The following is an 8,765-nucleotide window of genomic DNA, read 5'->3' as shown; positions in this document are numbered from 1 at the left end:
CAGGCGCGGCTCAGGGTCCACTCGGGCTCGCCGTACTCCTCGCGGTAGTGCCGCAGCAACTGCGGTTCCTCCCCCTTACCGTCGGGCAGGATGACCGGCTGGAGATCGGTGTCCACTCCCCCACCGTCTTCCTCAGCCACCTGGCCGAGCGCCACGACGGCCCAGCCGATAACGGGCTCGGCCCATTGCTCGCCGTCTGCGCCGAAGATGACCTCCCACCCGCTGTCCGGGGTGAAGCTGACGATGTTGCCGCGTGCGATCCTCACGCCTTGTCTCCCGCCTGTTCGGCCTTGCGCTGAGCCTGGGCTCGCGCCGCCGGCCCGTTCTCGTGCAGTTCGCTGACGCCCCATCCCATCACCCACCAGCGGGCGCGCGCACCCTCGGTCGCGCGCTCGGCGACCACCGTGTGCCCGTCCGCGCCGAGAAACTCGAACCGGGTGGCCGCAGCCAGCTGGCGGTGCAACTGCTCGGCCTCGCGCTCCAACTCGGCGACGCGGGGCTTGAGCTCCTTCACCAGCGCACCGCGGCGCTCCATGATCCGACGGGCGTCGATGGCCTCGGTCGCCCAGTGGCGGACGTCGCCGTCGGCCACCTGGAGCGCCGCGGTGCGCTCGGTCGCGCGGCGGCGCACGGACTGGTAGGCCAGCCATCGGCGGTCGGACAACGCGCGAGCGGCGTCACGCTCGCGCTCTGCCCGCCTCGCGCGCGTCTCGGCCTCGGTGCGCAGCTCGTGCGGCGTGCGCCCCTCGGCGCGCTGCACGCGGACCACGTATCGGTCCGGGCTGCCGGCCTCGCTCACCACCATCTCGACGTAGTTCGGCGCGCCGTCGAGCATCGCGATGAGGCTCTTGACGATGGCTTTGAGAATCTCGGTCGGCGGCCGCAGGGAGATGGTGGTCCCCTCCCCCCCCGCGCCCCGCCAATGCCGGTCAGGAGCGTCGCGTCGGGCTCGGCGCCCGCGGCTTGGAGGATGGCGAGCTCTGCTTCGAGCTCGCGGACGCGGCGCTCGGCGGCTGCGGCCCGCTCGCGGATGTCTGCGTCCTCCGGCGGGTGGTCAGCCACGCTCGTCCTCCTTGGCCTCCGCGCGCGGCCGACCGTCCCAGTCGAGTCCGTTGACGATGCGGTCGATGATGCGCAGCGTCCGTTTGTATCCGGCCTGGACACCCTTGGCGTAGGTGGGGTAGTAGAGCGCGCCGAACGCGTAGGCGTCGCGGGCCGCCGCCTGGGCGATACCGCTCTTGATCCGGGTGAGGGTGTCCTCCAGCTCCTGGATGCGCGCATCACGGTCGGCCAAGGCCGGGGTGACCGCGGCCATCGCGGCGTCGGCCCAGTCGACGCCTCCGGGGTACATGGCAGCCGACTCCAGCTGAGCGGCAACGCGGCCGCGGAGCACGTCGACCTCCTCTGGCCCTCCTCGACGGGAGTCCCCGGGGTCACACATCGGGATCCCCGCAGTCGCACGGACAGGTGCCGCAGTAGGTGCAGTGGATGCTGGGCCTGTCTCCGCACTCGGGGCACCCGAGGAGTTCGCCGACGCGCGCCCCGAGGTCGGGATGGTTCTCGTCGACGGATCCCTTGGTGTCGCAGGCGTAGGCGCTAGCGAGGTCGCGAAGGACGTCGAGGGCCTCGGGCAGGGTGTTGACCGCGTGGACGGCCTGGGTCGTGAAGTCGGGCGACTGGAGGGCGCCGACGAAGGTGTCGTCGTCGGAAGGCTCGGGGGTCTCCTGAGAGTAGGCGCAGCACGGGTTGCGGCGCCCCACGCGCCAGCGGTCGTGGATCATCATCAGGCATCTCCAGGTGTCTCGTGTTGAGGGCGGCGTCGGACGGTCAGGTGGGTCGTCTCGATTTCGACCGCGGAGATCCGCGGGCATGCGGCCTTCGGGGTGGGGATGGCGAGTTCGGGCACCCCCGGGGCGATGGCGGTGGCCTCGTTGATGGGCGCGCTGTCCTGGGCGAGCAGACCCACGCGGAGGTTGGGGTGGTGGACGAGGATCAGGTCGTAGGGAACGCCGTCCTGTACCTGCGCGCCGACGCCCTGCTCACCGACATCAGTCGCGTGGTCGGATGAATCGAGGCCCTCGCCTGGCTCGACGATCTCCAGCAGAGCGCGTGCCGTGCGCAGCGCCGCGCACGCCCAGGCCTCCCAGTTGCAGTCGTAGACGTCGTGCTCGTTCGCGTGCTGCTCCAGCCAGTCCGCCACCGCGGTCGCGACGCCGGGGTGCCACAGGGAGGCATGGCGGGCGATCGCCGGGCGGACGTAGCCGGTGACGTGGCGGTCGCAGTTGCGGACGCTGCTGGCGGGGCCGTTGCTGTGCGGGTCGACGGCCACGTGCCAGGGTCCGGGGCGGGCCTGAGCGGCGGCCATGGCGACCTCGCGGGCGAGGGCGGCGGCGCGGCGCAGAAGTGCGGCGTCGCTCACTGGCCGCCCCGCTTCGGTCGGCCGGTGCGCTTCCACGGCTCCAGGAGTTCCACGACCCGCTCCAAGGCCGCGCGCATCTCGGCCGCGTCCGGGTCTGGCGTCTCGTCGTGGGATGCGTAGTCGATCTGCTCGATGCCAGTGAGTGCGCGCTTCCATACGGTGCGGACCTCGGTCAGCTCGCGGCTGGTGTCTCGGCCTCGGTCGCTCATGGCTCCTCAGTCCTCCTCGGTGAAGACGTGCTTGCCACACTCGGTACAGGTCGGGATGCCGACGTAGCCGGTGACCCGGCCGTCCCGGGTCAGGCACACGGCGCCGGCCCGGTCGGCGCCGAGGCGCTCCAGGCGGAACCACGTGCACCCGCAGGAGCAGGTGAGACCGTCGTACTGGCCGCGCCGCTCGGTCAGGGAGATGACGTTGGTGGGCGGTCGTTCAGCCATCGGTGTCCTCCGTGAGCGTCGGCCCGACCCCCGCGCCCAGGGGTTCAGCCGGGATGGAGCCGGAGTCCTGGAGGCGCTCCGGCGGCGGGTTGTCGATGTTCGCGACCAGCGCGCGGGCCTCGTCCATGACGGCCAGCACGTGCTCGCTGCGGATGCGCGGCTCCTTTTCCTGATAGAGCTCGTGGTCGTGCCAGTAGGTGACGCCCGTGCCCTGCCGGCGGGCGTAAGCGATCTCGCGTCGGGTCGACTCGCCGACGTAGCCGCCCGGGGCGACGACGACCACGTAGTCGGCCCGGTCGATCTTGCGCAGGTGTAGCGCGTCCAGGCGCTCCTCGTCCTCGGGGGTGATGGTGTCGCCCTGGTGTTGGAAGACGCCCGGGGCGAGCACGATGAAGCCGGCGAGGGTGAGGAGGCGGTTGGCGGTGGCCATCTCGGCCTGGAAGCGCGTGCTTCCGCACAGGCAGACGGTCATGGGATCGCTCATGCGGTGACCTCCGGATCGAGTTGAGCGCAGGCGTCGGCGGGCAGAGGACTGTCCTTGGGCAGGTCCACGACCCATTTCACGGAGCCGTCGACGGCGACCAGGGCGCCTGCGGGCCACGTCGCGGGGCGCGGGTCCTGGCCTTCGGGTACGGCGATACGGGCGAGGTCGTAGTCGATGAGCGTCGCCCCGCACCACGCGCAGCGCTGGCGCAGGTAGTGGCAGACCTGGATCTCCAGCCCCGCGATGTGGGTGAGGGCGGTCATGACTCGCTCCCCTTCTCTCGGGGCGGCTCGGGGGCGCGGAGCATGCACGCCGTGAGGTACAGGGCCTCCGTGCGATTGAACCCGGCTTCCATGTAGCTGGTGAACGCCTCGTGCATGGCGATGGCGCTCTCCCGCATGGTCATCTGCGGTTGGTGCTCGCTCACGCCACGGCCTCCCCGATGACGAGGTGGCCCTGGCTGTCGAGCTCGCACGCGAACCGGCCGAGCTCCGGCCGGGGTCCGGTCAGATCCCGCTCGGCCGCCTGGGTGACGGGGCAGTCGAACAGCCGGGGTCGGCAGGCGAACGGGTGGCTGAGGGTCCAGTTGCTCTCGCGCAGGTCGATCACGTGTCGCCGGTCGGACAAGTCGACCTCGGCGGTGACGGTGACGTCGCCGTACCGGGCCCGCAGGGCCTGCGCGAAGTCCTCGCCGATCGCGGCCGCGGTGCGGGCGGTGCCGAACCCGGTGACGGTCAGATCCCCGAGGGTGGCGGGCCCTTCGACGTGCAGGATCAGGGTGTAGCTCATCGAGCTCCCTCCTTGGCGGGGGTGCGGGCCTCGGCGAGAGGGAAGGCCCATGCGCTCCGGCCGTCCGGCAGGACGATCTCCCAGGGGCCGCGGAAGAGGCCGGAGGCCGTCCAGTCGCAGCCGCGGGTGTGCGTCGGCGGGGTGTGCAGGGCGCCCATGACGCGGCCGATGCACATCTGCCCCAGCAGGTCGGAGGCGGTCACGAGGCGGCCGTCACGCTTGCGAGGGTGGGCGGCCAGGGCCTCGGCGAAGTCGCGGCCGGTGGCCTCGTCCTTGCACGCGGGGCAGACGAAGGCCCAGTCGAGCGGGTCGTCGCCGAAGCGCGCGCGGGCCTCGGCGGCCAGCTCGGGTTGGGTGAGCTTGCGGTGGTCGAAGGTCACGGTCGCCTCCCAGCGCGTCGTGGGGCGCGGGCCGCGGACAGGGCTCGCGGGTTGGGGCTGCGGCGCTGGCGGCCGCGGGGCTGATGCTGGGGCCCGGCGGTGAAGGCCGTCCACGGGCGGGGGCGGGCGTCGCGCCAGTCGAGGAGGACCTCGCGCGAGGCGGCGGTGATCTCCAGGGTGCGCGGGTCGATCGGCGCGTCCGGGATGACCTCCATGGTGAAGCGCCAGGTGGTGGATACGCGGGCGCTCTCCTGGGCGCGTTCGTAGGCCTCCTGGAACGCGGGTCTGACCAGGTCGTCGAAGGCTGTGGTGACGGAGACGAGGTGCTCGCTCAGGGCCCGGCGCAGGTAGGAGTCGAACTCGTCGACCACTACGCCGGCGATGGAGTTGCCGTTGGGGGCGGGCCGCCGGCGCGCCGCTTCTGCGGTCGCGACACGGTTGCGGGTGTCGTCCAGCGGAGTGCGGTTGAGGTACTCGACGAGCGCGCTCAGCCTCTCTCCCGGCCCCGGCGGCACGTCGTCCTCGTCCCCGGTTGGGCCGGCCATCGACTCGGGCCAGTGCACCCGCAGTCTGGCCTCGGCGTCCTCGACGAAGCCGATCTCCGGCTCGGGGCCGAGCAGCAGCGGCCCGTGCTGGGGACGCTCGGGCGCGGGGTAGTCGGCGGCCGTCATCTTCATGGGAGGGGTGCGGCTTTCCGACACGTCCCCTTCCAGCGACCAGAGCCGACGCCCCCAGGAGCCGCGGTTTCTGGGGGCGCGCCCGGATCCGGGCCCCGGGTGCGCGAGGAACTCCAGGACACCCTCGGGGTATTCGATATGCGGAGCCCAGGACGGCATCAGGTAGGTGACCTGACGACGCTCCCACTCCAGAATCTCTGGGTCGGACCAGTGCGGGTCCTCGGCTCGGCGGAGGGCTTCGCCGATGGAACGCAGGGTGGCCGCGGCGTCGGTGTGCTTCACCCTGCGTCCTCCTCCGGTTCCCAGCCGGGGCAGTGCAGGACGGGGCGGCCGTCGGGGAGTTCACGGCCGACTCGGCAGGTGTCGGGCCAGGACACACCTGGGCAGCTGTAGGTGCAGTCGCACCTCTCGGAGTCGGCGGGCTGGAAGTGCGCGCAGGTGCGGCAGGCCCGGTTGCCGGGGTTCTTCCAGCACACGTCGATGTGCGCTTCAACGACTTCCTGTCGCGAACGCGAATAGGTGCAGCACGGGCATCGCCATCGCTTGACGACGATGGGCACCGCGCGGCTGGGCATGTTGGGCAGAGTCTGGGCTTGGCTCACGGGCGCCCCTTCGCGTCGGCCCCACGTCGCTTGAGGGTGCGTCGGTAGTCCTGGAAGCGGGCCTTGGCGATGACGGACCGGTCCGTGGTGCGCAGGACGATGCCCTCGGGAGTGCCGCCAGCGTTCCCGTCCAGGGCGGCCTGAGTGGAGGGCAGCGCCTTGCCGAGGAACTCGTTCATGCCCTCGATGTCGGTGGGCAGGTCGCTGGCGCTGATGGTGCACACGTGAGGCGCCATCTCCAGCCCGTCCTCGGCGGCGTGCTCGATGAGCTCCTCCTCCTCGTGGAAGAGCTGCCCCTGGTCCTCGCGCCAGGAGCTGATGCGCTCGCGCGTCCAGCTGAGCACGTGGAAGGCGACGGTGGCCACGTCGAAGAGGCGGAAGCCGACGGCACGGTTGCCGGTGTACTCGCGGCTGGCTGCGGTGACCTTGCCGCCGTAGACCTCCAGGTAGTGGACGCGGATGCTCGCCAAGGGCGGGGTAAGGCTCTCGGCCACCTCGCGCAGGGCGTCGACGATGCCCAGGGCGGGGTTGGCGATGAGGTCACCGCGCGCGTGCAGCAGCTCCTCGCGGCTGCCCAGGACGTACTCGCCGCCGGGCAGGGAGATGATGCGCGCGTTGGCGCCGTCCAGCTTCTCGCGGGCCACGATGTCGCCGGTGAAGGTGAGGGCCTCCTCCTTGAGACTGCCGCGCGCGGTGGGGTCGAGCAGGTGGTAGGTCGGGATGGAGGGGTACTTGGTGGCCGAGTTGAGCGCGGCCAGGTCGAGCGCGCGCAGGTCAGTGGTCCGCATGAGTGGGTGCTCCCGAGGTGTTCGTGGGCGGTCGGGTCAGGTCGGCCAGGGTGATGTGGCCGAGTGCGATAGCCAGGCTCGTGGCGTGGCGAACGTTGTCGGCGCCCAGCAGCTGAGCTACGTGGGCCAGGAGTCGGCGGTAGCTGCGGGCTGACATCTCCAGCTGGCGCGCGGCGACAGGCTGGGCCAGTCCACGGGCGTTGGCGATCAGTGCGGCGCGCCCCTTGGTTCCGGGGGCCAGCACGGTCGCCTGTTCGGCGGACATCTGGACCGGGGATCGGCGGGTTCGCTTACGAGGTGACAACGGTGCCTCCTTGGTGGACGGGGGCGGCCGGGCACGCGGGAATGTGCTCGGAAAGCCACCCGCGGGTGGCGTCGAACTCCGGTGCCGCGGCGATGGTCCAGCGCGAGCGCGTGGCCGGGGAGGCGTGGACCTGGCCGGTGCGCTTGTGGGTGTAGGTGACTTCCTCCTGGTAGACCTCGCGGGTGCACACCCGGCCCAGGCGGGCCCCGGACGGGTAGGTCTCGTAGTCGACGCCCCGTTCGGTGCGCAGGCGCTCGCGCGCGGCCTCGGTGGACACCCCGTGCAGCTCCCGGTGGGAGAAGTGCGCCCGGGCGGCCATGGAGACGGCGTTGCGGGCGCCGTCGCGCTGGCGCCAGAGGAAGTAGTTGCCCACCTCCGCCGGGTCGGGGATGGTGAAGACGCGCGCGTCGAAGGTGGCGACCCCCTGGTGGCGGATCCCGTACTCCCGGTTGAAGGCCTCGGTGGCGATCGAGGCGGACACCGAGGCCATCTTCTGAACGACGCCACCGAACCACGGCTGGGTGGTGGTCGTGGCGAAGTCGGTGGCCAGCACGCTCACCTCGTCGCTCTGCGCGTAGGCAAAGGCGGCTCCGGCGATCTCGGCGCACAGGGCCCGGGCGACGCCGTCCATGGAGGCCATGACGTCGTGGTCGAAGGGCTTGGCGGCGCGCTTGAGGAAGGTGCGGAAGGCGCGGCCGTCCACGCGGATGAGGGTGTAGGTCCGGCGCGGAAGAACGGCGCGGGTGACCGCCTCGTACTCGCGCATCCGGTCTTCCAGGGGTTCACGCATCGCTGTCGTCCTCCGTGCTCCAGGTGGCCTTGACCGCCTGGCCGATCAGGTTGACCACCTCGGCCCAGTCGCCGCGTGCGGCGGCCTGGTCGACGGCCTGGTCCGCGGTGACGCAGCCGCCGGGGCCGCCGGCGCACTGGCAGGCGCAGGGGCGGCGGCGGGCCTCGTCCTCGGGCAGGGGCCAGGGCAGACCGAGGTGGGCGGCGTCGTCCTGACCGACCCAGGTGTGCGGACGGAAGGGTGCGGGGTGCCAGTTGTGCGTGCACCCCTCGCAGCGGGTGAGCATGATGCTGCTCATGAGTCGATCTCGATCGTGCACTTGGGGTTGGCCTCGCAGGCGTCGGTCAACTTCACCAGGAAGTTGAGGGCTCCCTCGTAGTCGCCCCACTCGGGGTTGGTGGTCAGCGGCCGATAGAAGTCGGGGGCGGCTTGCATGCGGCGGATGCCGTCGCGTAGCGGGGCGAGGGCCCGATCGCAGGGCACACCGTCGTAGTCGCGGAGGCGAACGCCGAGCGCCCACTGCCACATCGGTGCGACGTTGCTCGTGTAGTTGCCGACTTCGACGACTTCGACGGGTTCGCTGGAGCCCGTGTCGATGACCAGGGAGATGTCGTAGCTCATGGGTTGGCGACCTCCGAGTGCCCAGCGCACTGGCTGATAACGGTTGCGAGTGCGTCTGGGTCCGCGTTCTTCGTGAGGGCGCGCTTGACGGACCATCCCCTGCGGAGGCGGTGCACCACCGTGTTGGGCTTGAGCGAGAGCAGCTCGGCCCAGTCCTGAACGGTCATCGACAGCCCAGACCACTCCACGACGTGGTTGGTGCGCTTGTTCCGCTGTTGCTCCTTAGGAGTGGCCCAGCGGCAGTTCTGCGGAGAGTAGTCACCGTTTACGTCGATGCGGTCGAGCTGTAGCTCGGGGGAGAACGTGGGCCCCATGTCCTCCTCGAAGCTCCCGAAGGACTCCCAGCGCTCGCAGACGCGAATGCCACGTCCCCCGTAGTTGTGGTACTCGGGCCCGTTCTCCAGAGTGACTCTGTTGACCATGGCTCGCCAGCGCTCGTAGAGCGGGGTACCGGTCTTCCCATGGGACCGCGGC

20 protein-coding genes are annotated in these 8,765 nt (G+C 71.2%); all 20 read right to left on the bottom strand.

The window, feature by feature from the left end; all coding sequences use genetic code 11:
• On the bottom strand, positions 1 to 266 hold a 266-nt coding region (locus tag ACSIH6_RS19995; RefSeq protein WP_435109819.1), incomplete at its 3' end, for a hypothetical protein.
• Positions 263 to 835, bottom strand: coding sequence for a hypothetical protein (locus ACSIH6_RS19990; protein WP_435109818.1), 573 nt, complete (start codon positions 833 to 835; stop codon positions 263 to 265). The genes ACSIH6_RS19995 and ACSIH6_RS19990, both read right to left, overlap by 4 nt.
• Positions 836 to 1,054: 219 nt before the next feature.
• Positions 1,055 to 1,393 carry a hypothetical protein gene (locus ACSIH6_RS19985; protein ID WP_435109817.1) on the bottom strand — a complete coding sequence of 113 codons (339 nt, stop codon included), beginning with the start codon at positions 1,391 to 1,393 and terminating at the stop codon, positions 1,055 to 1,057.
• Between the two features lie 40 nt (positions 1,394 to 1,433).
• Positions 1,434 to 1,784, bottom strand: coding sequence for a hypothetical protein (locus ACSIH6_RS19980; RefSeq protein ID WP_435109816.1), 351 nt, complete (start codon positions 1,782 to 1,784; stop codon positions 1,434 to 1,436).
• Positions 1,784 to 2,419, bottom strand: a complete 636-nt coding sequence (locus ACSIH6_RS19975) for a hypothetical protein (RefSeq protein ID WP_435109815.1) — start codon at positions 2,417 to 2,419, stop codon at positions 1,784 to 1,786. Before ACSIH6_RS19975 ends, ACSIH6_RS19980 begins: the two co-directional genes overlap by 1 nt.
• Positions 2,416 to 2,628, bottom strand: a complete 213-nt coding sequence (locus tag ACSIH6_RS19970) for a hypothetical protein (RefSeq protein WP_435109814.1) — start codon at positions 2,626 to 2,628, stop codon at positions 2,416 to 2,418. The genes ACSIH6_RS19975 and ACSIH6_RS19970 overlap by 4 nt, the downstream gene beginning before the upstream one ends.
• Positions 2,629 to 2,634: 6 nt before the next feature.
• The gene (locus ACSIH6_RS19965) at positions 2,635 to 2,856 is read right to left on the bottom strand and encodes a hypothetical protein (RefSeq protein ID WP_435109813.1); all 222 of its coding nucleotides are present in this window, start codon (positions 2,854 to 2,856) and stop codon (positions 2,635 to 2,637) included.
• A complete protein-coding gene (locus tag ACSIH6_RS19960) occupies positions 2,849 to 3,340 on the bottom strand; it encodes a hypothetical protein (protein ID WP_435109812.1) in 492 nt (163 codons plus the stop codon). The genes ACSIH6_RS19965 and ACSIH6_RS19960 overlap by 8 nt, the downstream gene beginning before the upstream one ends.
• On the bottom strand, positions 3,337 to 3,603 hold the full coding sequence (locus tag ACSIH6_RS19955; protein WP_435109811.1) for a hypothetical protein: 267 nt from the start codon (positions 3,601 to 3,603) through the stop codon (positions 3,337 to 3,339). Before ACSIH6_RS19955 ends, ACSIH6_RS19960 begins: the two co-directional genes overlap by 4 nt.
• The gene (locus tag ACSIH6_RS19950) at positions 3,600 to 3,767 is read right to left on the bottom strand and encodes a hypothetical protein (RefSeq protein WP_435109810.1); all 168 of its coding nucleotides are present in this window, start codon (positions 3,765 to 3,767) and stop codon (positions 3,600 to 3,602) included. The genes ACSIH6_RS19955 and ACSIH6_RS19950 overlap by 4 nt, the downstream gene beginning before the upstream one ends.
• The gene (locus tag ACSIH6_RS19945) at positions 3,764 to 4,129 is read right to left on the bottom strand and encodes a hypothetical protein (protein WP_435109809.1); all 366 of its coding nucleotides are present in this window, start codon (positions 4,127 to 4,129) and stop codon (positions 3,764 to 3,766) included. The genes ACSIH6_RS19950 and ACSIH6_RS19945 overlap by 4 nt, the downstream gene beginning before the upstream one ends.
• On the bottom strand, positions 4,126 to 4,509 hold the full coding sequence (locus tag ACSIH6_RS19940) for a VVA0879 family protein (RefSeq protein WP_435109808.1): 384 nt from the start codon (positions 4,507 to 4,509) through the stop codon (positions 4,126 to 4,128). The genes ACSIH6_RS19945 and ACSIH6_RS19940 overlap by 4 nt, the downstream gene beginning before the upstream one ends.
• Positions 4,506 to 5,468 (bottom strand): hypothetical protein, encoded by a 963-nt coding sequence (locus ACSIH6_RS19935; protein WP_435109807.1) that lies wholly within the window; start codon positions 5,466 to 5,468, stop codon positions 4,506 to 4,508. Before ACSIH6_RS19935 ends, ACSIH6_RS19940 begins: the two co-directional genes overlap by 4 nt.
• Positions 5,465 to 5,788, bottom strand: coding sequence for a hypothetical protein (locus ACSIH6_RS19930; RefSeq protein ID WP_435109806.1), 324 nt, complete (start codon positions 5,786 to 5,788; stop codon positions 5,465 to 5,467). Before ACSIH6_RS19930 ends, ACSIH6_RS19935 begins: the two co-directional genes overlap by 4 nt.
• On the bottom strand, positions 5,785 to 6,576 hold the full coding sequence (locus ACSIH6_RS19925; RefSeq protein WP_435109805.1) for an RNA ligase family protein: 792 nt from the start codon (positions 6,574 to 6,576) through the stop codon (positions 5,785 to 5,787). Before ACSIH6_RS19925 ends, ACSIH6_RS19930 begins: the two co-directional genes overlap by 4 nt.
• The gene (locus tag ACSIH6_RS19920) at positions 6,563 to 6,880 is read right to left on the bottom strand and encodes a hypothetical protein (RefSeq protein WP_435109804.1); all 318 of its coding nucleotides are present in this window, start codon (positions 6,878 to 6,880) and stop codon (positions 6,563 to 6,565) included. Before ACSIH6_RS19920 ends, ACSIH6_RS19925 begins: the two co-directional genes overlap by 14 nt.
• A complete protein-coding gene (locus ACSIH6_RS19915; protein WP_435109803.1) occupies positions 6,867 to 7,670 on the bottom strand; it encodes a tRNA(His) guanylyltransferase Thg1 family protein in 804 nt (267 codons plus the stop codon). The genes ACSIH6_RS19920 and ACSIH6_RS19915 overlap by 14 nt, the downstream gene beginning before the upstream one ends.
• A complete protein-coding gene (locus ACSIH6_RS19910; protein ID WP_435109802.1) occupies positions 7,663 to 7,968 on the bottom strand; it encodes a hypothetical protein in 306 nt (101 codons plus the stop codon). Before ACSIH6_RS19910 ends, ACSIH6_RS19915 begins: the two co-directional genes overlap by 8 nt.
• Positions 7,965 to 8,291 carry a hypothetical protein gene (locus ACSIH6_RS19905; RefSeq protein ID WP_435109801.1) on the bottom strand — a complete coding sequence of 109 codons (327 nt, stop codon included), beginning with the start codon at positions 8,289 to 8,291 and terminating at the stop codon, positions 7,965 to 7,967. The genes ACSIH6_RS19910 and ACSIH6_RS19905 overlap by 4 nt, the downstream gene beginning before the upstream one ends.
• Positions 8,288 to 8,713 carry a hypothetical protein gene (locus ACSIH6_RS19900; protein ID WP_435109800.1) on the bottom strand — a complete coding sequence of 142 codons (426 nt, stop codon included), beginning with the start codon at positions 8,711 to 8,713 and terminating at the stop codon, positions 8,288 to 8,290. Before ACSIH6_RS19900 ends, ACSIH6_RS19905 begins: the two co-directional genes overlap by 4 nt.
• Between the last annotated feature and the right edge of the window lie 52 nt (positions 8,714 to 8,765).

This window comes from Nocardiopsis synnemataformans, assembly GCF_965343085.1.
Lineage (GTDB): Bacteria > Actinomycetota > Actinomycetes > Streptosporangiales > Streptosporangiaceae > Nocardiopsis > Nocardiopsis alborubida.
The sequence above is the reverse complement of the archived record's forward strand: the minus strand, read 5'-3'. Positions and strand labels throughout refer to the sequence as shown.

Excerpts from the sequence above, each read along its gene's own strand:
- ACSIH6_RS19960 (WP_435109812.1), bottom strand. The coding sequence starts at position 3,340 with ATGAGCGATCCCATGACCGTCTGCCTGTGCGGAAGCACGCGCTTCCAG.
- ACSIH6_RS19990 (WP_435109818.1), bottom strand. The coding sequence starts at position 835 with ATGCTCGACGGCGCGCCGAACTACGTCGAGATGGTGGTGAGCGAGGCC.
- ACSIH6_RS19925 (WP_435109805.1), bottom strand. The coding sequence starts at position 6,576 with ATGCGGACCACTGACCTGCGCGCGCTCGACCTGGCCGCGCTCAACTCG.
- ACSIH6_RS19905 (WP_435109801.1), bottom strand. The coding sequence starts at position 8,291 with ATGAGCTACGACATCTCCCTGGTCATCGACACGGGCTCCAGCGAACCC.
- ACSIH6_RS19900 (WP_435109800.1), bottom strand. The coding sequence starts at position 8,713 with ATGGTCAACAGAGTCACTCTGGAGAACGGGCCCGAGTACCACAACTAC.
- ACSIH6_RS19910 (WP_435109802.1), bottom strand. The coding sequence starts at position 7,968 with ATGAGCAGCATCATGCTCACCCGCTGCGAGGGGTGCACGCACAACTGG.
- ACSIH6_RS19970 (WP_435109814.1), bottom strand. The coding sequence starts at position 2,628 with ATGAGCGACCGAGGCCGAGACACCAGCCGCGAGCTGACCGAGGTCCGC.
- ACSIH6_RS19915 (WP_435109803.1), bottom strand. The coding sequence starts at position 7,670 with ATGCGTGAACCCCTGGAAGACCGGATGCGCGAGTACGAGGCGGTCACC.
- ACSIH6_RS19955 (WP_435109811.1), bottom strand. The coding sequence starts at position 3,603 with ATGACCGCCCTCACCCACATCGCGGGGCTGGAGATCCAGGTCTGCCAC.
- ACSIH6_RS19965 (WP_435109813.1), bottom strand. The coding sequence starts at position 2,856 with ATGGCTGAACGACCGCCCACCAACGTCATCTCCCTGACCGAGCGGCGC.
- ACSIH6_RS19980 (WP_435109816.1), bottom strand. The coding sequence starts at position 1,784 with ATGATGATCCACGACCGCTGGCGCGTGGGGCGCCGCAACCCGTGCTGC.
- ACSIH6_RS19945 (WP_435109809.1), bottom strand. The coding sequence starts at position 4,129 with ATGAGCTACACCCTGATCCTGCACGTCGAAGGGCCCGCCACCCTCGGG.